A 20,712-nucleotide genomic window follows, 5' to 3' on the forward strand; every position below is an offset into this window, starting at 1 on the left:
ACTTATACCCTTTCGACCCGCTTCACAAAACGTGTTCTTATCCCTAATTTTGCTGCAGCTCTTCTTAAAGCATCCTGAGCATCTTCTCTAGAAACGTTAGCGACTTCAAAAAGAATTCTACCTGGACGAACAACTGCCACCCAATGATCTGGAGCACCCTTACCTTTACCCATACGAGTTTCTGCAGGCTTTTTAGTCACGCTTTTATCTGGGAAAATACGAATCCAAACTTTTCCCTTACGTTTTAAATATCTATTGATAGCAACCCTGCAAGCTTCTATTTGTCGGCTAGTTACCCAACCCCTTTCTAAGGTCTGCATTCCAAACTCGCCAAAGTCAACAAAAGTAGCCCCCTTGCTTAGGCCTGCAAATTGACCTTTTTGCTGTTTGCGAAATTTTGTTCGTTTAGGCATCAACATAATAATTCACACACACTTGTTTACAGCTATTGTGCAGCTGGAGCCGCAGCGCCAGCATTAGCATTAGCAGTAGAGGTTTTTTCCCCAAGATTAATCCAGACTTTTACGCCGATAATTCCATAAGTAGTCTCTGCGGATGCTGTGGCGTAATCAATATCAGCTCTCAATGTATGCAGAGGAACACGACCATTTTTATACCATTCAGAACGGGCAATCTCAGCACCTGCTAATCTTCCAGACACCTGTATTTTAACACCAATAGCTCCGGCATCCATAACAGATTGCATAGCCTTTTTCATGGCACGTCTAAAAGAAACACGACGTTCAATTTGTCTAGCAATATTGTCTGCGACTAATTTGGCATTCAACTCGGGGCGTTTAATTTCTGCTATTTCTACCCAAACTTCTTTACCGGTAAGCTTTCTTAGCTCTTCTTTTAAAAGATCTACTTCTGCTCCTTTTTTCCCGATAACTAATCCTGGGCGAGCTGTTTGAATTGTAACTTCAATCTTACCGCTCATACGTCTTACAACAAAGCCCGCAGCCCCTTGACAAGAAGGTTTTTTTCTTAAAAGTTCTCGAATTCTAACATCTTCGATAAGAAACTTACCAAATTCTTGTTTGTTTCCATACCATAGGGAGCGCCATTTTTTAGTGACACCTGTACGAAAACCGATTGGACATCCTTTCTGACCCATAACTTCTCCTACCGCTCCTTCTCACCAACAATAACAGTTAAGTGACTAGTGCGTTTTAAAATTGGGGATCGTCCTCCCCGACTTTTCGATTTAGCTCGTTTATGCACAGGACCCGCGTCTACTCTGACTTCGATAACGCTTAATTGCTCGCGTTTCACATTCTCATTAAGCTCAGCGTTAGCTACAGCACTATCTAAAACTTTCTTCAGACATCTTCCAGCTTTTAGCTGAGAAAAACTCAACTGTTGCTGAGCTTCTTTAACACTTAAATTTCTCATAAGCCCGGCAGCTAGTCGAGCCTTGCGAGGCTGAACCCGTATATAGCGGGCGGTCGCTTTAAACATGACATGTCTCCTTTTGACTTACCCTTTCTTCACGGGATGACTTTTAAATATTCTTGTTGGTGAAAACTCACCCAACTTATGTCCTACCATAGTTTCTGAAACAAAAACTGTTAGAAACTTTTTTCCGTTATGAACTTCAAATGTGTGGCCGATCATTTCAGGAGTAATCATAGAACGACGAGACCAAGTTTTAATTGGAGATTTCTTCTCCAGCGAGTTCATAGCGCGTACTTTTTTTATCAGATGGTGATCAACAAAAGGACCCTTTCTTAACGATCTACTCATAATCCCTATTTCCTACGATCTTTAACTATCCACTTATTGCTTTTGCGCTTGTCACGAGTTTTTAATCCTTTCGTGACTTTACCCCAAGGAGTGCGAGGGATATAGCCATTATGACGGCCTTCACCACCTCCATGAGGGTGATCGACAGGGTTCATAGCAGTACCACGAACGGTTGGGCGAATGCCTTTCCATCGTTTTCTTCCTGCTTTACCATCAACACATAAATTGTGATCGGAATTAGAAACTTCGCCGATAGTAGCTCTACAACCTTCATTTAACATGCGGAATTCGCCTGAAGGCATTTTTAATGTAACGTAACCTGGAGTTTTAGCAATAACCTGAGCGGCTAAACCTGCCGATCTTACTAATTTTCCTCCAGAGTGGGGTCTCATCTCAATATTATGAACGGTTGACCCTAAAGGCATGCTTTTTAAAGTCATACAACAGCCAACTTTGAAAGGGCTGCCTTCTCCAGAAATAACTTGATCTCCTCTTTTTATGCCTTTTGGAGCAAGTATGTAACGCTTTTCTCCATCAGCATAACTCAATAAAGCAATGTAGGCAGAACGGTTTGGATCATACTCAACAGAAACCACCTTAGCTTCGATACCGTCTTTGTTACGCTTAAAGTCGACAACTCGGTATAGACGTTTAGCCCCTCCACCACGGTGACGGCAGGAAATGTGACCTAAATTATCACGACCACCTGAACTTTTTTTGAAAAATGAGAGCTTTTTATTTGGCCGCACACTTTTCCTAGTTCTTTTCCCCGATAACTCTCCTTGCCTAGTTAGCTCATCAAAAGCCGGAAGAACCAACTGTCTAGTCCCTGGAGTTACTGGCTTAAACTTTTTAAACATGTTTTTCTTCCCTCTAATAGATTACCCGATAGAATGGCCTTCATAGAAGGTCACAACTGCCTTCTTAAATCCTGCAGTCTTTCCTTTTCGTTTTCCACGAAACATTCGGGCTGGCTGAGGCTTCACACATATCGTGTTTACACTTTTAACTTTTACTTTTTTATCTGCATAAATAGATTCCAAAGCTTGAGCAATTAAAGGCTTAGTGGCATCGCAAGATACAATAAATGTATATTTTGGATGCTTACAAAAACTACCTTTCTTTTTGCCCTCACCATTCCCAAGACTCAAACCTTCTAAAGTTTTAGCCTTCTCGGTTACATAATGCCGTTTGACTACATCATAAGGATCTTTCATGTCCTAATTTTCCCTTTTAATCTTTCGTTCCAGAAATAAGATGCCCGGCAAGTCCTTTCAGAGCCTTTTCGGAAATCACTACATTGTGGGCAGAGGCTAGATCGTATCCATTGATATTCATTCCATACGCAAAACCACGTACAGCTGATAAATTTCGCAAACTTAATCTTAAACCTTCATTGTTTTGAGCATGATCTAAATCATCAATGAAAAGAATTCCACGACACTCCACATTACAAGATTTTAAAAATCTTAAAGCTTCTTTTGTCTTTGGAGAGAATAAACTACTTGTGAATACGCTGTCATCAGCCACAATCAATCGATTTGTCTGAATTTTCTGTGACAACAGCAAACGAATCGCTGCTCTTTTTTCTTTTCTATTAATACGAACATGTTGATCAAACTTAGGCTTGGGACCGAAAACAATGCCCCCTCCACGAAACTGAGGAGAAGCCAAACACCCTTGACGGGCATTTCCTGTGCCTTTCTGTCTAAAAGGCTTTTTAGTAGAATGACTAACTTCTGAACGATTTCTCGTACATGCGGACCACTGTCTCTTATTAGCTCGAATAGCCACAAGATAGTCTTTCACTAGTTGAAGTCCATTTCCTTCTTGAGCAAAAAAGGCATCTGGCAATTCAACCTCTCCTATTTTACTCCCAGAAAAATCAAACTTTGATAATAAAACCATTAGAACCTCTTCTGTATTACCCTTTTGCTCTGGAAGAACGTCTTACGACAACAACAGAGCCTCTAGGACCAGGGATTGCCCCCTTCACTAGTAATACTTTTTTCTCTAAATCTATTTTTACTACTTCTAAATTCTTAACGGTTACGTTGACAGTACCCATATGACTAGGACGCTTACTTCCGGGGAAGCACCGTCCAGGAGTTGACCGCATTCCTATAGAACCGGCATGACGATGAAATCCAGAACCGTGAGTTTTAGGACCTCCACGAAATCCAAATCTCTTCATAACCCCTTGAAATCCCTTACCCTTAGAAACACCGCTAATGTCTACAGAAGAGATATCTTCAAGAACTTCTAAACCAAATTCGCTTCCCAAAGAAACTTCATTGATAGCATCTTCAGAAAGACGAACCTCTCTTAATAAACCAAAAACACGAGAACCTGACTTCTTAAAATGGCCAAGTTTAGGTTTATTCACACGTTTTTCTAATGTCTTTTCTGGAACATTGATTTCATTCGCGCCCATCTGAACAGCATTGTAACCATCAGTTGAATCAACTTTTATTTGAGTAACAACATTGGAACCCACGCTAATTACTGAACACGCAACCAGATTTCCATCTTTGTCAAAGACATGAATCATGCCTTCCTTTTTTCCCATTAAGCTAAGCTGAGATCGCATATAATTACCCATTAATACAATGATTGTCCGCACTCAAGTGAGAACAACCAGGCAAGTCGTTTTAGCATTTTTACTCGTAGAATTCCCTAAAAAGAAAAGGAACCTTTTCCTTAAGAAAATAAAGGGACAGGTTATCAGAGGGAGAAGATTTTTACAATAAGAAAAAGCGGGAACGCCTTAATGAGAGAAAGATAAAAAGTTCTTATAAAATCTTAGTTTGCTAATAAATAAAAAAATCGCTTCTAGGTTTTCTAGAAGCGATTTGCAATATTGTCTTAAACTGACAAATCTTTTTCTTACGAATTGGACCAGACGCTGTAAAGACCAATACCACTGGAAATTGTAACCGCTCCCGATGTCACAGCCAATCGAACTGGAGCAGCAAATGGGAAAGGAATTAATTTGAATAGATCCGCGATCAATTCAAATGCTTTTTCTAAAATTCCAAGTATTGTCTTTTTAACAGCTTTGAAGTGCGATTCTTTTAACTGTTGAGACACTTGATTATAAACTTCAGGATCCATCGTCTCTGCCGTTCTAGCGTTTAACAATCCTTCAGAGGCACGCTTATAGGCACGGTTTTCATAGAGCAAGGATGCAGCTCCACCAATAACACCTGCAGCGTGGTTTGCTGTCATTAGATACGTTACACTATTGCCCAGCCCCGCCTTGGCTTCTGAAGAAAGGAAAGGCTTATTAGCCAGTTTGTTCGCCAAGAGTATCGGACGGCTGACACCAAATGTTGCGATGTAAGTAGCCGCACCAACTGCAGAACAACCCTCTTTAATCGCGGCCAGCGCGTGGTCACTTTTAGTGAGGTAGATCTTGTTATAAGGTAAGCCTTTTTCAACATTACCAAGATCATATTCCGCTTCTGGAGCAAAGCATTTTTTAATATGGTTAAAGCAATTCTTAGAGGAGTTAACACATCCAGGAATTGAACCGTTCAATACGTTAGCTAAAGCTACAACGGATCTAGCCGTGCTTAAAGTACCGGCTACATTTTTAGCTATTTGAAGAGAAGCTCCTGTATTTCCAGAACTTTCTATAACGCCGCAGCTAAATTCTGATACCGATTTAGCAAATTTAAACGCCTTATCTAGGTTTTTTGTACTACCAACAAAGCGTGCTAAATGGTTATTTCCATTCGTAAAAAATTGCTTAATACAATTGCCAGTGTCGCCTCTCTTGGCCCCTTGCATTGCTGTTTGCATAAACACGTTTCTACTGCCCATAAGTAGGCCAGCTACACGTGGTGTTGCAGATGCCATATCCACCTCCCTAAAATTAAAAGGTTTTTAGCAAAAAGATAACCGTTTTAAGTTGCAATTATAACACATTAGCAACTTAATAAACTAAATTAACTTGTCTAATATTGAAGTTAATTGACTGTGTGAAAAGATAATTTTAATTTATGACTAGAACGTCCATTCAAAAAAGTTTTTGAATCCATTGCTCCCTTACCCTCAGGCTGGATTTCTCGTAAACAGATAGCTCCTTCAGCACATGCAACAAGAAGCTCTTGATTATCTGATACAATAATATCCCCAGGATTACCATGAACACCCTTGTTAAAAAAAAGAGAAGCCTTACGAATAACCAAACGTTTTTCTGGTTTATCCTGATAAGAGTAGAGTGTCCAGGCTCCAGGAGCCGGTGTAACACCTCGTATTTGAGCATATACTTTATCAGCAGGACGATCCCAAAGAACAAACCCTTCTTCCTTGGATAGCTTAGGAGCTATCGATGCCTTAGACGAGTCTTGAGGCGTATGGGAAATTGTTCCATTAGAGATCTGCTGTAAAGTTTTTATTAGAACTTCTCCCCCCTGAGCAGCTAAAGCCTCTGCAAGCTCTCCAGCTGTCATATCGGGACCTACAGGAACGTAAGACACACCGGCAATATCTCCGGTATCCATCCCTGCATCCATGCGAATTACAGTATTTCCAGATTGCGTAGCACCATCCATAATACAACGCTGTATAGGCGCTGCACCGCGATATGCCGGTAATAGGCCCGCGTGCAAATTATAACAACCGTATTTCGGGATATCTAAAACTACCTGACGTAAGATAGCCCCGTAAGCAACAACAATAAAAACATCAGCTTCAAAAACTCTTAGCTGTTCAATAAATTGCGGATCTGAGGCTTTTTCGGGTTGCAAAAGAGGAATATTCTTAGATAAGGCCAATGTTTTAACAGGCGAAGGAATAGGTTGCGAAGAACGTTTTTGAGGCTTATCCACACGAGTAACAACACCTATAACATTAACGTCATGGTGTAATAAATCTTCTAAAACTGTAGCGGCAAATTGTGGAGTGCCGAAATAAACAACCTTAAGACTCAACAAGAGCTCCTTCCTTCTCCACATTCTCCTCTTGTAAAGCATCCTTGTCAGCCCCACGTTCTATTCCACGCTTACTCGGATTCTGACAAAAATGAATGAAATTTTGAACTTCGGGAATATGGCCATATTCTTCTTGAGCTTCTAATAAAGATTCAGAAAAGCTATCTGCAGAACGATAAACTTTTTTAAATACCTTAATCAAAGCTAAACGCGTATCAAAAGAGACTTGTCGTCTTTGTAAACCAACCTTATTGATTCCGCCTAATTGGTACGGATTCCCGGTACCTATAGTATACGGAGGAATATCCCTTCGGACACCACTTAAAGCCCCAACCATAGCATGCGCACCAATACGAACAAATTGATGAACACCTACCATTCCACCAATAATTGCATAATCCTCTACAGTAACATGGCCAGCTAATTGCGCGTGGTTACTCAAAATCACATAACTTCCAATTGTGCAGTTATGGGCTACATGCGCCCAGGGCATGATAAGACAATTATTTCCTATAGAAACTGTCGTTCCTTCAAAAGTAGATGAGGTTATAATAGCAAATTCTCGAATCTCGCAATTCTCTCCTATAGTAACATAGGTTTTCTCCCCCTGATATTTTAAATCCTGGGGTTTATTACCAATCATTGCGGATGGCCATATCGTTGTTCCCTTGCCTATAGTAGTGTGTCCATCAATATACGCATAGGATTTAACAACTACATCATCACAAAGGGTCACCGTAGATTTAATAACAACATACGGCTCAATAACAACATTCTTTCCGATTTTAGCCCCGGGTTCGATAATTGCTGTTGGGTGAATGTTCGTCATACGTCTCCGTTAATCTAAAGATTCCTTGTCTACAAGAGCAAAGCTCAATTCTCCCTCGGCAGCAACCTGAGAACCCACACAAGCTCGTGCCGAAGCTTTTCCTCCCTTCGAAGAAATCAATGAAAATTCAGCGCTCAATGTAAGAATGTCGCCGGGTCTAACTGCCTGACGAAACTTCGCTTTTTGTATTCCCAAAAACAAAGCTAACCTTTTATTTCTGTCGTTTTCTAAAACCAAGCCTAGCAAAATTCCAGCTGCTTGCGCTAAAGATTCTAGTATTAACACTCCAGGCATAATGGGTGCTTCAGGGAAATGCCCTACAAAAAAAGGCTCGTTTATCGTTACATTTTTTTGTGCAACAATGGATCGTTTTTCTAAATCATAAGACAACACCTTATCCACAAGCAAAAAAGGATAACGATGTGGAAGTAAGTTTAATAATTCTCGTAATTTAATTACAGGCGCCTCTTTCATCTATCACTCATTTCTTAGGGTTGTAGCACTTCTAAAATCTTTCTACCCAAGGCAATGTTCGAGGAATGTCCTGATCCCACAGCAACAATATGAGCAACAAAAGGTCTGCCTACCAAAGATAGATCCCCTATCAAATCTAAAATTTTATGCCGTACAGGCTCATCTGCAAATCGCAATTGCCCAAGGCTGATAACACCGTCGTCTTTAAAAACCACAGCATTTTCCAAACACCCTCCTCTAATCAGACCTCTATCCATCAAAAAACATAGCTCATTATATAGAGCAAATGTTCTACAAGGGGCGATCTCCTTTCGGAAAGACTCTTCCGTAATAACGAAAGAACGATACTGCGTTCCAATAGTAGGACTTTGAGGGTAATGTAGAGTGTAAGAAATCTTTAACTCGTCGCAAGGAAATGCAGCCAGAAAAGTATCTTGGGTTTGATAGTACACAGGCTGAGATAGTCTCGCAATGGGAACTTTATCATTCTGTATACAAACACCAGCATCATCTATGAGCTGCATAAAAACATGCGAGCTCCCATCCCCTATCGGAATTTCCTCTTCGCTACAACGAACAATCACATTGTCAATATTACTCGAACGCAAAGCAGCCATAAGATGCTCAACGGTAGCAATAACAGAATCCCCTGAAGATAATGTGGTACTACGACCTGTATTGCATACATGGGGGAGCAGTGCGGGGATATGTTCTCCTAAAAGATCAGAACGGCAAAAGACTATTCCGGTATTTTCTTTGGCAGGTTCTAAAGTTAAGGTCGCCGATTTTCCAAAGTGAATTCCCACACCTGAATAACGTACTTCGCGCTTTAACGTTCTTTGAGCTCGTTCTAACATGCAAAAACCTGACAAAGAGTGTTCGTATATTATCCTTTTTCTTTTTTAGCAAGCAAGCGATATCCAAAATAACAACCAATATACCCTAGAGATAGCAAAGATACGAAAATCACAGGGAAATCTCCCCAAAATGCATACAAAGTAGGATAATTTTGAAGAGGAAGAGTTACTTGTAAAACTCCTGGGGATGCCTTCCGAGAATGTGTTTCATAAGGAAGCATTTTTATTATTCTTCCCAATGCATCTGCAGCCACAGTAATACCGGTATGACAAGAACGAACACAAGGTAACCCCAATTCCTGATTCCGCAAAATGCCGTGATAGAAATGCACTTGTGGCAGCCTTGATGAAGGATACCATCCGTCATTAGTTAAATTTACAAGAAGCTTGGCACCCTCTCGCTTATAGTTGCGTAATAGCATTCCAAAAGTTTCTTCATAACAGATGGAAACTCCCATACGTGGTAAGTTTTTTATCTCTATAACTCCGGAACGTCCCCCTGGTATACGCTGACAAGATACTGCATATTCTGGGAAATATTTCTTACAAACCGACCAACCGAACTTGCCTCCGGGAATATACTCTCCTCCGGGGACTAATATACGTTTATCATATCCAACTAGCTCACCATATTGAGAAATACACTCTGCAGAATTATACAGATATAGTTTGGAATCCACTTCTTCCCAACGCTCTAAACCCATAAGAATAGGACAATTAAAGTGATCCGAAAGAGCTTGCATCCAATCTATATTAGCCAACAGCTCGTCTTTATGTTTAAAATGTGTCAATGGGGAAAGTATCACCTGACTGTCATCATAAGGATAGACTTTTCTATCTCTTCCAAAAGGAACGGAAACCTCAGGGAAAATAAGGAGATCTACAGGTTTTCGCACAATAGAAGAAAGGCTAATAAGCTTTTGCCAAGCCATTGCTGGAGATCCTGACCAGGGTCCTTCTAAAAAAGTTGAGGACGCTGGTTGCGTAATAGCTATGCGAAGACTTTCCTCTTTTGAAAAAGTATGTTTGAGATATTCATAATGTAGCCCTCCTAAAACATAGGGGAAAAGAAAACATCCCAACCAAGCTACTCGCGTAAAGCGCTTTCCTAATAACAATTGGTAAAAACTAATTCCTGTGGCTACTATGACAAAACTTTCTCCTGACCAGCCAAAAAAACCTCCAAATTGGCGTCCATAAGCATTTGCGGTAATTGGCCAGCCTAAATAGTCCAGAGACATTCCTGAACAGAGAAAATAAAACCTCACCATTTCAATGGCTACCCATAAACCAGGTAAACACCAAAGGATTTTCACATGTTTTTTGCGTACTATATAAAATAGTAGGCAAGAAAAAGCTGTGAACAGCAATGCCAATAAACTAATCAGCATGCCCCAAACAGCATAAATAAACTTCCCAACATATAAATCTGAGAGCAGCCAAGAAAAATGCACACCATTTATCGTGACAGACCAAAAAAATAACAGAGAGACGAGCTGTTTCCAAGATAGGTAGGGATGCTTTTGAGGTTCTAGACTATACCACAAAAAACCATAACCAGTAGCGCTCCCCAATAGAGAGAAAAACCAACTCAAATCAGGTTGAGCAAAAGCTATGAAAATCCAGGAACAAAGAAAACTAAGAATTCTGAACAAAACGTTCCTATTTATTCATATTCAATCGAGATTGTCTGCGCTGATCAGCTTCATCATATCGGCGTTTTTCTTCAGGAGTTTCTGGAACAACCTGATGCACAGGAGTAGGAACATTATTCTCATCTACTGAAACAAACGTAAAGTAGGCAGAAGTAATATGGCGTCTTTCCTGCTTATAAATATTCTCTGCCCACACCTTAACACCAACCTCCAATGAGGTCTTCCATGTGCGATTAACAGCAGCCTTACAAATTAGATTTTCTCCCATATAGGCAGGAGCATAAAAACACAAAGCATCCACAAAAGCCGTTACGCAAATTCTTTCAGTATGTCTTTCTGCAACTACAAGCGCTAAACGGTCTAGCAAACTCATTAATAGACCACCAAATACGGTATTATTTGCATTTAGATCGTTTGGGAAAATTTTATAAATATGACCGTCGATACAACTGAAAGATACGGGCTTTTTCTTAAGCATTAAAAATTCCCCCAGGAAGAGACAACGCTGCCTACTTTTTGTTGGATAGTATCTTTAGACCTAAAGAAAATCAAGAGATTACTTGAAATGACATTTTTATTTCTTTAATAACTCGAACTTCAAAGATTTCAAATAAACTTTTATAAATCAGATTTATTCTATAATCCTATAAAAGGATTATTGACCTGAGTAAACCCTGTACCTTTCTGCCGGTGCTTAATTTCGTGTCTTATAGAAAATAGTAAATCTGCGTCAAAATCCATTTTAGATGCCCATTGCAAATATGAAAGTGGGATTTCTGAGAAACAACGTCCTTTATGTTTCCCTAGAGGCATATACTTCATCTTTATGGGTTTTGCCAACATCTGCTTAAGCTGCTCTATAGTTCGAAACCGTTTACAGAAATGTTTAAAAATATTGATGTTAATCTCCACATCTTTCATAGCACGATGGTTGCCATCATAAGGAACATTGAAATGTACAGCTAGGGCTTCTAATGAATTGTTAGGGCTATCTCCGTACTCCTTTGCCAATCTTAAAGTATCGATGATGCAATACTTAGATAAGAAACTTTCTCCTACTCTCTCAGCTTCTTGAGTTAAGACCTGTAGATCAAACCCCACGCTATGTCCGACTATATAGTCCCCCTCTTTCAAAAAAGACTTAATTTTTGGAAATACCTCAGCAATCCTAGGCTGATCTTTTAACATGGCATCAGAAATATGATGTATTCTTTGTGATTCCGCTGAAATCACACGGTCGGGATTGATCAGAGTCTCCATAGAATCAATCACATTATCAAAAGTGAAACGCATTGCAGCAAATTCAATAATACGATCTTTTTTTACATCCAACCCAGTCATTTCACAATCTAGGCAAACAAAAACCGTATCTTTTAGTAAAGTCATGATTCTCTTTTATTCCTTCAGCAATTTTAACAATATCGATGGTGAGGCATCTATGCTCACTTCTCTTTGAGTAGTAATTAACACATTAATCTGAATCTGCACCATCTCTCGAAATCGCGGTAACGTTATGTTTTCCGGCCATTCTATACATAAAACATCTTCTTCTTCAGCATCCTGAAAAAGATCTTGTTGATTTTCTCCGACAGCATCTATGCGGTAGAAATCATAGTGGCAGATTCTTTGCAGCTCACTACCATACACATGTAAAAGAGAAAATGAAGGACTAGCGACTTCTTGAGCCAAAGCATCCCCCAAATATCCTTGTACAACGCCGCGAACAAATTCTGTTTTCCCTGCACCATAGTCACCAAACAATAACAAAACAACTCCTTGAGGAAGTATTTTGCCAAGTTCGATACCTATATCTACAGTTTCTTGAGCAGAATTGGTTACTCTTCTGTATCTACCCATTGACTAATATATACATGAAAGGCTGTATCATCCGCCAAGCTTTCTACAAACTCAGCAATTTTGTCTTCGACGAGAGCATCTTGTAGTAAAGATAAGAAAGTACCTTCCAATTGGAACTTATTTTGATTTTGCACTTCTTCCAAAGTCATAGGACGCAAATATGCAGAGGTAAAATCTTCTATAAGCGTTGGTAAGCTGTGGAATAGTTTTCCTGTAATAGCAGAGGCAAAAACAGTTTTAACAATTGGCTCTTTAGGAGGAACTATGTATTCTTTGATCATACTTGGATCGTCGGACACAAGGAAACGTTTTACACGAACACCACTTTGGCGCTCTGTATTTTGAGGACACGAAGATAACCAATCATAAATAGCATCTTGAGGATCAGCATACACGTTGTCAGCAAACACCTTTCCAGTGAAAGGACAAATATAGATTCTTTTTGTGTGTTCGTTAACTTCCGGTTTCCCAGAGCAAATTTGTATCTCTGTTTCGCGCCAAATCTTTTTGTCTTCCTCAAGAATTCGAATAGCATCTTCTGGAGTTTTAAAAATGATTTTGTCACGAACGAAAACCACAGGATTTATATTTAGAGCTTGTTCTAGATAAAATAGATACGTGGCCAACAATTCTGGTGCTTTTTGTTTTCCCAAAAACTGGAGAAGTTTCTGCTTGATACTTCCAGAAATATTCATGCTCATCCCTTTTTCAGCTAATGAAGCAAATTAAAAGTTTTCCCGGTTTACTGAAGAATTTTTATTTTCTAAAGCAATAAACTCAAGAATAGTTTAGCACTGTTTCACATTAAATCAATCATACTAGCATAACACGAGAATTATGTTGAACATAAAGCTACTAGCCGTTGCGGGAATTAAAAAGATAAATTGATTATTCGCAATAAAGTGAAGAGTAGTGTTACTGAATGACACTTTCAAGACCGTGGCTGGGGCATTTTATTGAACGTATCGCAATGAAACTAGAGGAGCCCAAGAACAACATTAGGAAATAATTTTTATTATTTAGAGTTTTAAAGCCATGACGTCAATATTCTCAAGTTAAATACCTACATCATGGATCTTCTATTATTGCAGCGTGTTAATAAAAGTTATTAAATATCCAAAGAACCGTTTATTTTTGTCCTATGTTAACACCCGCTGGGATCTACTGTGTAAGTCCCGGAACCTTTATTTACCGTCACACAAGCGTCTAAAGTAGATTAAACAACACCCTAAATATATTAATCTTACTTTAATCCTCCACTCTAAATGTTTTATCGAACATATCAAAAGCTTCCTGAAGTTTTGGATGTTCGCCTGCATGTTCCTTTAGGAAAAGCTTTATCTCTTCTAGATTTTGAAAAAATTGTTTCATGTTCTCAGAAGTTTCATGTTGTTCCGTTTCCATAACATTCCTTGAAAATTTTTAATCTTAAAACTGTCTCTAACAAACTCTCAAAGCATTTCAAATCAAATGATTAAAAACAATTAGAAGATCTTAATAAATATGAATAATCTAAGCAGGGATGTCTGAAGGTTCTTCTAATACGAATATCTTTCATAGGCATAGTCAAACACCCTCTGATTATCCTCAATAAAGAATCTCAGAAATAGATAGGAATTTTCTCTCTTTTCCTTTGAAAAAGTTTCTGAATTGTGTTTTTTTTAACCTATGTCTACAATCTGCCTTCATGCAGCTATGGCGGAACCGGTAGACGCGCTAGATTCAGGTTCTAGTGAGCTTAGGCTCATGGAAGTTCAAGTCTTCTTAGCTGCAAGTAAAATTCAAAATGAATACCCCGAACTTATTGGAGAATTATGGTCAAAGTTGTATCTGCTGAAAATTTCAATTCCTTTATCGCCACGGGCCTAGTACTTATAGATTTTTTTGCTGAATGGTGTGGGCCTTGCAAAATGCTAACTCCCGTATTAGAAAGTCTTGCAACAGAAGTCCCCTCAGTACTTATTGGAAAAGTAAACATAGATGACCATCCTGCACCAGCAGAACAGTACGGAGTTTCTTCAATTCCTACTCTAATTCTATTTAAAGATGGGAAAGAGATCGATCGTGTAGTCGGACTAAAAGACAAGGATTCTTTGATTAAGCTAATTAATCAGCACTCTTAATCCCCGTTACGAATACAAGCACTTTGATTATTTTGTCGAACTGCTTCAAAAAGCACTACACCCACAGTTGTTGCTAAATTCAGGGATCTGATTCCAGGTTTCATGGGCAAGTAATAACAGTGGTTGTGGTATTTTTTTAATACCTCTTCAGGCAAGCCCTTTGATTCAGAACCAAAAACATATACACCATCCATAGGAAGAGAAACATCCCCATAGTATTGTGAACCTTTGGTTGAAAGACAGAATACTTTGTTTTGATCTACTCCGGATAGAGCTTCGTCTAAAGAATCCACAACAGATAGATTGACCTTATCCCAGTAATCCATTCCTGCGCGCTTAACAAATTTATCCAGCAAAGAAAACCCTAGGGGCCTCACTAAAATTAATTCAGCACCTAGAGCTATACAAGTTCTTCCTATATTCCCCGTGTTTTGGGGAATATCAGGATTATAGAGAACTACTTTCATGAAGCCGTATTTTTATTCTCTGTATTTTTTGTGGCTACAGAATCATCTGTAGTTTCAATTAAACTAATTTCAAAAATCAATAGAGAGTTTGGAGGTAATTGACCGGCAGTTCCGTAGGCTAAATCAGGATGAATATAAAGGATACGAGTTTCACCTTCTTTCATGCCCTGCATTCCTAAGGCAAACCCTGGTATTGTTTGTCCTAAAGGAAGAAGGATGGGTTCTTTATTAGCTTCTGAGCTGCTAAATACTTGACCATTGATAAAAGTGCCTTTGTAATGAAGAAGTGCCGAAGGCTTCCCTGAAATGGCTTTCCCAGCACCTTCTTTTACAATGCGGTATTGCAATTTATCAGCCTGCACTTCCACAACACCAGCATTTTTCTTATTCTCTTGTAGGAATCTTTCTGCTAGGGAGAGATTTTCTTTCGCTTTCTTCTCGAAAACTAATTGCTGTATTTCTGCCATTTTTTCCTCATATTCTGATTCAGTTAAAGGTGCGCTTTTGCATTCTAACTCAGCTTGCAAACCTTTAGCAACCTCAGTGATATCCATCATGATATCTTCTGATTTGCGTAACTGTCTTGCTAGCAAATGACCGAAAGTGCGCGATATCTGTTGATTTACAGAAAGTTGTGAATCATTAGCAGTGCTTTTTTCCCCAACTTGTGCTGTTTGGTCCCCACCTTGAGAACTCGAATCACAGGAAGCAATGGAAAAGGACACAACCATTGTTATTATAATTAAATGCCATCGTTTTTTCATATTTTCTCTCCTATGGTTGTAGCCTAGACACTCACATTATGTGATGCCATGCACCTAAAATAGGTATAAAATTATTTAAGAAGTTACCTTAATATTTAGTTCTTTTAAGTGGGAAGTCATAATTTCCGCAGGCGCATTCATCATTAAATCTGCAGCCTTTTGAGTTTTTGGGAAAGCTATCACTTCTCGAATACCTTCAGCTCCTGTCAGCACCATCATAATACGATCTAAACCTAAAGCAATTCCTAAATGTGGTGGTGTGCCAAAACTTAAGGCATCTATAAAGAAGCCGAATTTTTCTTTTATACTCTCTGGAGATAACTCTAAAATAGAAAATATTTTATTTTGCAAATCTGCATTATGGATACGTTGTGATCCGGAAGCTATTTCATATCCGTTAAGAACCAAGTCATAACTCGAAGAACGTACGGATAAAGGATCTGTGTCCAATAAAGGAATATCTTCATCTAAAGGAGAGGTAAACGGATGGTGTTCCGAACATATCTTTCCATCTTCTTTAGCAAATAGCGGGAAATCTGTAATCCAAACAAAATTATATTGTGATTCGTTATATAAATTACGCTCTTTAGCAATCAATCTACGTAAATGATCCAAAGATTGGTTAGCTACAGATTCTGGAGCTGCTATCAAAAGCAAGATGTCATTATCTTCAGCTCCGAAGTCCGCAAACATAGCTTCAAAAACTTCTTCAGAAGCAAATTTAGCAACATTAGAAGCTACACCATTTTCCTGTTTTTTAATCCAAACCAGTCCCATAGAGCCATAGCGCTTTACAAACTCTGTGTAAATATCAAGCTGTTTACGCGAAATATCTGCACCACCAGGGACGCAAAAACCTTTTATTGTGCCTCCTTGGGCAAGTTGATCTAAAAATATAGAGAAAGAAAATTGTTTTGCGTGCTCTCGACAATCACGTAATTGCAAACCAAATCGAAGATCAGGTTTATCTGTTCCATATAAATCTTTTGCTTCTTGATAGGTCATTCTAGGCAGAGGAAGATCTATTCTAATTCCTTGAACAGCAAACATTTCAACTACTAGCTGTTCAATAATAGGGAAAAGATCGTCCGGAGTAGCAAAACTCATCTCAATATCAATTTGCGAGAATTCGGGCTGCCGATCGGCTCGCAGATCTTCATCTCTAAAGCAAGTAGCTATTTGAAAATATCGATCTAAACCGCCCACCATAAGAATCTGTTTAAATAGTTGTGGCGACTGAGGCAAAGCATAAAAACTTCCAGGATATATTCTAGAAGGGACTAGATAATCTCTAGCTCCTTCAGGAGTAGATTTACCTAGAACAGGAGTAACAACCTCAGTGAAACCTTGTTTATCCATATATTGACGACAGGCTAACATAACCTTATGACGATAGATCAACCGGTCTAAAATCTGACCTCGACGCATATCTAAATAACGATATTCTAATCGCAGCTCCTCATTCACATGGATATGCTCATCAGAGATAGAGAAAGGCAAATTTCTAGCTTTTGACAAAATGTCTACTTTTTCAATATCTACTTCAATGTCACCTGTAGCTAAATTAGAGTTTTCCATACCCTCTAAACGTCGGCATACGGAGCCTTCTACAGACAAGACCCACTCCGAACGAACAGAATCAACTAACTGATGTAATTCAGGTTTCTCATCTTCACGACAGACTATTTGTGTAATCCCAAAACGATCTCGTAAATCTATAAAAACGACACCCCCATGATTACGATAACGATGTACCCATCCGGATACGCGTACCCGTTCTCCAACATTGCTTAGGGACAACTCATTACAACGATGTGTTCTGTATTTCATATAGCAACCTTTGCTCTATCTCTTGCTTTGAACCAGAGAATTCTTGACGTAAAGACATATTTTTAATGGTCAATTCCTCAGAAAGCAATTCTCTTTCTCCTATTGGACAAACAAAAGTTACTTTCTCTGCATCTGCTGTTTTTAAAGCGATTTTCAATTTCTTATGTGTCCAATCAACTTCTGTAGGGATTCCCAAACTACGTAAATGTTGAGCCCAAACAAAACAAAAAGAATCAGCTTCTGAATCAACAGGAATTAAACGTAATTTCTGGGAAGATGGAAGTGTTAGATTCCCTTGAGCTAATAATGTTTGAATGACCCTTTCCAAACCAATTCCAAAACCACAAGCAGGAGTGGCTGGTCCCCCAGATGCTGCAATCAGCCCATCATAACGTCCTCCTCCTCCCAAAGCATAGGAGTGACCTCCGAATGTCGTGATCGCTTCAAAAACTACATCCGTATAGTAGTCTAAACCTCGAACCAATCTTGGATTAATAGAGTAAGGAATATTTAAAATGTTTAAAGCAGAAAGAATTTCATCGAAATATTTTCGATCTTCATTCGAAATATAGTCAAGAATCGGGGGCGCGGATTTAATAATCTCTTGATCTTCTGGTTCTTTAGAATCTAGTATTCTCAATAAATTTGTATTAAACCTTTCCTTACTTAAAGAAGACAGGGAGTTTAAATGTTGAAGAAAATACTCGCGCAAAACCTGATCGTAACGCTTGCGTGTGATCTCTCCACCTAAAAAATTCAACTGAATTTGCATGTGCTGCAAACCTACTGCAGAATAAAAATGCCAAAGCAAACTTAGAACTTCTGCATCACGAAGAGGGTGTCGCACTCCTATGGCTTCTAAACCAAATTGATGATGCTGACGGTATCTTCCCGATTGTTGACGCTCATAACGAAACATAGGAAGGATATAATAAAATTTATTGTCATCGCGTTGACTCATAGGATTATCTATGAATGAGCGCACTATCGGGGCTGTTCCTTCAGGTCGTAGTGTTAATGACCGACCTTTCTTATCCAGAAAAGTATACATTTCTTTTTTTACAATGTCGCTTTGCTCTCCGACATGTAAAAACACCTCTGACTTTTCAAAAACAGGTGTACGGATCTCTGAAAACCCATATAAATGACATACTTCATGAATAACATCTTCCACCTGATGCCATAAGGAAGTATGTCTCCACATATGTTTCGTATCAGTAATATAAGGGAATATATCGAAAACCCCTTTGGGTAAAGCTACTTTCACCGTATGTCTTTAATTTTAATTAAACAATTTTAAGAGTAGAATATCCCAAATTCAGATAAAGAGCAAAATTAAACCCGCCCTACATAAGAGTCGGAAGATTCACAAAAGAGAGGTTCTATAATCTCTTGGCGAGGAAATTCATATTCTCGAATATGTATTCGCAATATTTTCTTCCAAATTTTAGCCTCAAAAGATCTTGCCTCTCTAGTATCTTCAATGCCTATTGGAGTTAAAAACAAACTTGCGAATAGTATAATCATTCTCTTCATAATGCGGTTCTATAAGCCATTTGCTTCATTTTTGTGATAGCGATAAAAATTAAAATAAAGGGATGTAAACTCAGATATTAATACGTCGATCTATACTAAAATAAGCAACTGAAAACTACAATTAATCAATGTTTATGCATGCTACAACATGCTATTACTTTCTTGTTTTTTCATTGCCCATGTGTTAACCTCAGGTCTTCCCTATTCTACTGAAACTATATTAAATATTTAAACATGAGATCTTATGATGAATATTTGGACCAAATTCTTTCAGCCTCCCAAGCATATTAAAGAACTTGATGATCCAGAATTAGTCAAAAAACAATACAAGTATTGGAGAATTAGAATCTTTTACAGCATGTTTATAGGGTATGTCTTCTACTATTTCACAAGGAAGAGTTTTACCTTTGCCATGCCCACATTGATGACGGACCTTGGCTTTGATAAAGCACAACTAGGAATCATCGGGAGTACTTTATACATTAGCTATGGCGTCAGTAAATTCGTTAGTGGTGTCATGTCTGATCAGTCAAACCCTCGTTATTTCATGGCATTGGGTTTAATTATCACAGGACTTACGAACATCTTCTTTGGAATGTCCTCTTCAATTCTGTTATTTGCTTTGTGGTGGGGGCTTAATGGTTGGTTTCAAGGATGGGGCTGGCCTCCATGCGCTCGTTTACTAACTCACTGGTATTCAAAATCTGAAAGAGGGACCTGGTGGAGTGTGTGGAGCACTTCACATAACATTGGTGGAGCTTTAATTCCTATTCTTACGGGATTTGCTATTGATTGTTGTGGTTGGCGCGGGGCTATGTTTATCCCGGGTGTACTATGTATTATCATGGGATTTGTTTTAATCAATCGTCTCCGTGATACACCACAATCCCTAGGTCTTCCTGCTATTGAAAAATACAGGAAAGAACAGGAGTCTCGGAAGCATGAAGAAACAACAGCAGATATTCTAGAAGAAGAAGCTGAAAAAGAATTATCCACTAAAGAAATTCTCTTTACTTATGTTCTGAAGAACAAGTGGATCTGGTTATTGTCTTTTGCTTCATTTTTCATTTACGTTGTTCGTATGGCTGTAAATGATTGGAGCGCGTTATTCTTAATTGAGACAAAACGCTACGTTGCTGTTAAAGCTAACTTCTGCGTTTCTTTATTCGAAATCGGTGGGCTTTTCGGTATGTTAATTGCCGGATGGTTATCCGATAAGATTTCCAAGGGCAAGCGTGGCCCGATGAATGTTGTATTTTCTTTAGGATTATTATTCTCAATTTTAGGCATGTGGTATGGCCGTAATCAAGATATGTGGTGGTTAGACGGCACCTTACTCTTCGTCATCGGTTTCTTCCTGTTTGGGCCTCAAATGATGATTGGTTTAGCAGCTGCGGAATTATCTCATAAAAAAGCCGCGGGGACTGCTAGTGGTTTCGCAGGTTGGTTTGCTTATTTCGGAGCAGCATTTGCGGGTTATCCTTTAGGGAAAATCGCACAAGATTGGGGTTGGAGAGGTTTCTTCATCGCTCTTCTAGGTTGTGCTTTAATTGCTTTGGTTTTATTCCTTCCTACATGGAATGCCTCCGAGAGAAGCTTGCAAACTAAAAAGTAATGTGGGTTGACGCCAGGATTTA

General features: G+C 38.9%; 25 protein-coding genes and 1 tRNA gene. 3 read left to right on the top strand and 23 right to left on the bottom strand.

What is annotated here, in order from left to right; translation table 11 throughout:
* Positions 1 to 2: 2 nt before the first annotated feature.
* The 19 genes from rplP to O1W70_RS02510 all read right to left on the bottom strand — a co-directional run bounded on the left by rplP (position 3) and on the right by O1W70_RS02510 (position 13,759).
* A complete protein-coding gene (gene rplP / locus O1W70_RS02420) occupies positions 3 to 419 on the bottom strand; it encodes a 50S ribosomal protein L16 (RefSeq protein WP_117273791.1) in 417 nt (138 codons plus the stop codon).
* Positions 420 to 445: 26 nt separating this feature from the next.
* Complete coding sequence (rpsC, locus tag O1W70_RS02425; protein WP_332380739.1) at positions 446 to 1,117, bottom strand: 30S ribosomal protein S3; 672 nt, start codon at positions 1,115 to 1,117, stop codon at positions 446 to 448.
* An 8-nt stretch (positions 1,118 to 1,125) separates the two neighbouring features.
* Positions 1,126 to 1,461: a 50S ribosomal protein L22 gene (rplV, locus tag O1W70_RS02430; RefSeq protein ID WP_332380740.1), complete on the bottom strand. Its 336-nt coding sequence runs from the start codon at positions 1,459 to 1,461 to the stop codon at positions 1,126 to 1,128.
* 18 nt (positions 1,462 to 1,479) lie between these two features.
* Positions 1,480 to 1,746: a 30S ribosomal protein S19 gene (gene rpsS, locus O1W70_RS02435; protein WP_332380741.1), complete on the bottom strand. Its 267-nt coding sequence runs from the start codon at positions 1,744 to 1,746 to the stop codon at positions 1,480 to 1,482.
* Positions 1,747 to 1,751: 5 nt separating this feature from the next.
* Positions 1,752 to 2,606 (bottom strand): 50S ribosomal protein L2, encoded by an 855-nt coding sequence (gene rplB, locus O1W70_RS02440; protein ID WP_332380742.1) that lies wholly within the window; start codon positions 2,604 to 2,606, stop codon positions 1,752 to 1,754.
* Positions 2,607 to 2,627: 21 nt separating this feature from the next.
* A complete protein-coding gene (locus O1W70_RS02445; RefSeq protein WP_332380743.1) occupies positions 2,628 to 2,963 on the bottom strand; it encodes a 50S ribosomal protein L23 in 336 nt (111 codons plus the stop codon).
* 16 nt (positions 2,964 to 2,979) lie between these two features.
* On the bottom strand, positions 2,980 to 3,654 hold the full coding sequence (gene rplD, locus O1W70_RS02450; protein WP_332380744.1) for a 50S ribosomal protein L4: 675 nt from the start codon (positions 3,652 to 3,654) through the stop codon (positions 2,980 to 2,982).
* Between the two features lie 16 nt (positions 3,655 to 3,670).
* On the bottom strand, positions 3,671 to 4,336 hold the full coding sequence (gene rplC, locus O1W70_RS02455) for a 50S ribosomal protein L3 (protein ID WP_332380745.1): 666 nt from the start codon (positions 4,334 to 4,336) through the stop codon (positions 3,671 to 3,673).
* Positions 4,337 to 4,632: 296 nt separating this feature from the next.
* Positions 4,633 to 5,607, bottom strand: coding sequence for a hypothetical protein (locus tag O1W70_RS02460; protein ID WP_332380746.1), 975 nt, complete (start codon positions 5,605 to 5,607; stop codon positions 4,633 to 4,635).
* A gap of 110 nt (positions 5,608 to 5,717) precedes the next feature.
* The gene (gene fmt / locus O1W70_RS02465; RefSeq protein ID WP_332381160.1) at positions 5,718 to 6,683 is read right to left on the bottom strand and encodes a methionyl-tRNA formyltransferase; all 966 of its coding nucleotides are present in this window, start codon (positions 6,681 to 6,683) and stop codon (positions 5,718 to 5,720) included.
* A complete protein-coding gene (gene lpxA / locus O1W70_RS02470) occupies positions 6,673 to 7,512 on the bottom strand; it encodes an acyl-ACP--UDP-N-acetylglucosamine O-acyltransferase (RefSeq protein ID WP_332380747.1) in 840 nt (279 codons plus the stop codon). Before lpxA ends, fmt begins: the two co-directional genes overlap by 11 nt.
* Positions 7,513 to 7,521: 9 nt before the next feature.
* The gene (fabZ, locus tag O1W70_RS02475; protein WP_332380748.1) at positions 7,522 to 7,986 is read right to left on the bottom strand and encodes a 3-hydroxyacyl-ACP dehydratase FabZ; all 465 of its coding nucleotides are present in this window, start codon (positions 7,984 to 7,986) and stop codon (positions 7,522 to 7,524) included.
* A 14-nt stretch (positions 7,987 to 8,000) separates the two neighbouring features.
* Positions 8,001 to 8,843, bottom strand: a complete 843-nt coding sequence (gene lpxC / locus O1W70_RS02480) for a UDP-3-O-acyl-N-acetylglucosamine deacetylase (protein WP_332380749.1) — start codon at positions 8,841 to 8,843, stop codon at positions 8,001 to 8,003.
* A gap of 29 nt (positions 8,844 to 8,872) precedes the next feature.
* Positions 8,873 to 10,498, bottom strand: coding sequence for an apolipoprotein N-acyltransferase (gene lnt / locus O1W70_RS02485; RefSeq protein WP_375797313.1), 1,626 nt, complete (start codon positions 10,496 to 10,498; stop codon positions 8,873 to 8,875).
* 7 nt (positions 10,499 to 10,505) lie between these two features.
* Positions 10,506 to 10,976: an acyl-CoA thioesterase gene (locus O1W70_RS02490; protein ID WP_332380751.1), complete on the bottom strand. Its 471-nt coding sequence runs from the start codon at positions 10,974 to 10,976 to the stop codon at positions 10,506 to 10,508.
* 158 nt (positions 10,977 to 11,134) lie between these two features.
* Complete coding sequence (locus O1W70_RS02495) at positions 11,135 to 11,884, bottom strand: putative quorum-sensing-regulated virulence factor (protein WP_332380752.1); 750 nt, start codon at positions 11,882 to 11,884, stop codon at positions 11,135 to 11,137.
* Between the two features lie 9 nt (positions 11,885 to 11,893).
* A complete protein-coding gene (gene tsaE, locus O1W70_RS02500; protein WP_332380753.1) occupies positions 11,894 to 12,355 on the bottom strand; it encodes a tRNA (adenosine(37)-N6)-threonylcarbamoyltransferase complex ATPase subunit type 1 TsaE in 462 nt (153 codons plus the stop codon).
* Positions 12,334 to 13,050, bottom strand: a complete 717-nt coding sequence (locus tag O1W70_RS02505; protein WP_332380754.1) for a DUF2709 domain-containing protein — start codon at positions 13,048 to 13,050, stop codon at positions 12,334 to 12,336. The genes tsaE and O1W70_RS02505 overlap by 22 nt, the downstream gene beginning before the upstream one ends.
* 553 nt (positions 13,051 to 13,603) lie before the next feature.
* On the bottom strand, positions 13,604 to 13,759 hold the full coding sequence (locus tag O1W70_RS02510) for a hypothetical protein (RefSeq protein ID WP_213240117.1): 156 nt from the start codon (positions 13,757 to 13,759) through the stop codon (positions 13,604 to 13,606).
* A 285-nt stretch (positions 13,760 to 14,044) separates the two neighbouring features.
* Here O1W70_RS02510 and O1W70_RS02515 point away from each other — a divergent pair.
* Both O1W70_RS02515 and trxA read left to right on the top strand, forming a co-directional pair.
* Positions 14,045 to 14,128, top strand: a tRNA-Leu gene (locus O1W70_RS02515).
* 41 nt (positions 14,129 to 14,169) lie between these two features.
* Positions 14,170 to 14,478, top strand: coding sequence for a thioredoxin (gene trxA / locus O1W70_RS02520; protein ID WP_213240115.1), 309 nt, complete (start codon positions 14,170 to 14,172; stop codon positions 14,476 to 14,478).
* Here the strand turns inward: trxA and O1W70_RS02525 are convergent.
* The 4 genes from O1W70_RS02525 to hisS form a co-directional block, all read right to left on the bottom strand.
* Entirely contained in the window at positions 14,475 to 14,945 is a 471-nt protein-coding gene (locus O1W70_RS02525) for a tRNA (cytidine(34)-2'-O)-methyltransferase (RefSeq protein WP_213240113.1), read from the bottom strand. The genes trxA and O1W70_RS02525 overlap by 4 nt on opposite strands.
* Positions 14,942 to 15,709 (bottom strand): FKBP-type peptidyl-prolyl cis-trans isomerase, encoded by a 768-nt coding sequence (locus O1W70_RS02530; RefSeq protein WP_375797314.1) that lies wholly within the window; start codon positions 15,707 to 15,709, stop codon positions 14,942 to 14,944. Before O1W70_RS02530 ends, O1W70_RS02525 begins: the two co-directional genes overlap by 4 nt.
* A gap of 75 nt (positions 15,710 to 15,784) precedes the next feature.
* Positions 15,785 to 17,539 carry an aspartate--tRNA ligase gene (gene aspS / locus O1W70_RS02535; protein ID WP_332380756.1) on the bottom strand — a complete coding sequence of 585 codons (1,755 nt, stop codon included), beginning with the start codon at positions 17,537 to 17,539 and terminating at the stop codon, positions 15,785 to 15,787.
* Positions 17,514 to 18,806: a histidine--tRNA ligase gene (gene hisS, locus O1W70_RS02540; protein ID WP_332380757.1), complete on the bottom strand. Its 1,293-nt coding sequence runs from the start codon at positions 18,804 to 18,806 to the stop codon at positions 17,514 to 17,516. Before hisS ends, aspS begins: the two co-directional genes overlap by 26 nt.
* A gap of 516 nt (positions 18,807 to 19,322) precedes the next feature.
* On the opposite strand from hisS, the gene O1W70_RS02545 reads away from it, so the two are divergent.
* Positions 19,323 to 20,690, top strand: a complete 1,368-nt coding sequence (locus O1W70_RS02545) for an MFS transporter (protein WP_332381162.1) — start codon at positions 19,323 to 19,325, stop codon at positions 20,688 to 20,690.
* Positions 20,691 to 20,712: the final 22 nt, after the last annotated feature.

The sequence above is a fragment of the Chlamydia sp. 16-02 genome, from assembly GCF_042235055.1.
Lineage (GTDB): Bacteria > Chlamydiota > Chlamydiia > Chlamydiales > Chlamydiaceae > Chlamydia.

Coding starts and splice junctions, on each gene's coding strand:
- O1W70_RS02445 (WP_332380743.1), bottom strand. CDS start 2,963: ATGAAAGATCCTTATGATGTAGTCAAACGGCATTATGTAACCGAGAAG.
- O1W70_RS02505 (WP_332380754.1), bottom strand. CDS start 13,050: ATGAATATTTCTGGAAGTATCAAGCAGAAACTTCTCCAGTTTTTGGGA.
- tsaE (WP_332380753.1), bottom strand. CDS start 12,355: ATGGGTAGATACAGAAGAGTAACCAATTCTGCTCAAGAAACTGTAGAT.
- rpsS (WP_332380741.1), bottom strand. CDS start 1,746: ATGAGTAGATCGTTAAGAAAGGGTCCTTTTGTTGATCACCATCTGATA.
- rpsC (WP_332380739.1), bottom strand. CDS start 1,117: ATGGGTCAGAAAGGATGTCCAATCGGTTTTCGTACAGGTGTCACTAAA.
- rplV (WP_332380740.1), bottom strand. CDS start 1,461: ATGTTTAAAGCGACCGCCCGCTATATACGGGTTCAGCCTCGCAAGGCT.
- O1W70_RS02490 (WP_332380751.1), bottom strand. CDS start 10,976: ATGCTTAAGAAAAAGCCCGTATCTTTCAGTTGTATCGACGGTCATATT.
- O1W70_RS02530 (WP_375797314.1), bottom strand. CDS start 15,709: ATGAAAAAACGATGGCATTTAATTATAATAACAATGGTTGTGTCCTTT.
- trxA (WP_213240115.1), top strand. CDS start 14,170: ATGGTCAAAGTTGTATCTGCTGAAAATTTCAATTCCTTTATCGCCACG.
- aspS (WP_332380756.1), bottom strand. CDS start 17,539: ATGAAATACAGAACACATCGTTGTAATGAGTTGTCCCTAAGCAATGTT.
- lpxA (WP_332380747.1), bottom strand. CDS start 7,512: ATGACGAACATTCACCCAACAGCAATTATCGAACCCGGGGCTAAAATC.
- fabZ (WP_332380748.1), bottom strand. CDS start 7,986: ATGAAAGAGGCGCCTGTAATTAAATTACGAGAATTATTAAACTTACTT.
- O1W70_RS02510 (WP_213240117.1), bottom strand. CDS start 13,759: ATGGAAACGGAACAACATGAAACTTCTGAGAACATGAAACAATTTTTT.
- lpxC (WP_332380749.1), bottom strand. CDS start 8,843: ATGTTAGAACGAGCTCAAAGAACGTTAAAGCGCGAAGTACGTTATTCA.
- O1W70_RS02525 (WP_213240113.1), bottom strand. CDS start 14,945: ATGAAAGTAGTTCTCTATAATCCTGATATTCCCCAAAACACGGGGAAT.
- rplD (WP_332380744.1), bottom strand. CDS start 3,654: ATGGTTTTATTATCAAAGTTTGATTTTTCTGGGAGTAAAATAGGAGAG.
- O1W70_RS02545 (WP_332381162.1), top strand. CDS start 19,323: ATGAATATTTGGACCAAATTCTTTCAGCCTCCCAAGCATATTAAAGAA.
- rplC (WP_332380745.1), bottom strand. CDS start 4,336: ATGCGATCTCAGCTTAGCTTAATGGGAAAAAAGGAAGGCATGATTCAT.
- rplP (WP_117273791.1), bottom strand. CDS start 419: ATGTTGATGCCTAAACGAACAAAATTTCGCAAACAGCAAAAAGGTCAA.
- rplB (WP_332380742.1), bottom strand. CDS start 2,606: ATGTTTAAAAAGTTTAAGCCAGTAACTCCAGGGACTAGACAGTTGGTT.
- O1W70_RS02495 (WP_332380752.1), bottom strand. CDS start 11,884: ATGACTTTACTAAAAGATACGGTTTTTGTTTGCCTAGATTGTGAAATG.
- O1W70_RS02460 (WP_332380746.1), bottom strand. CDS start 5,607: ATGGCATCTGCAACACCACGTGTAGCTGGCCTACTTATGGGCAGTAGA.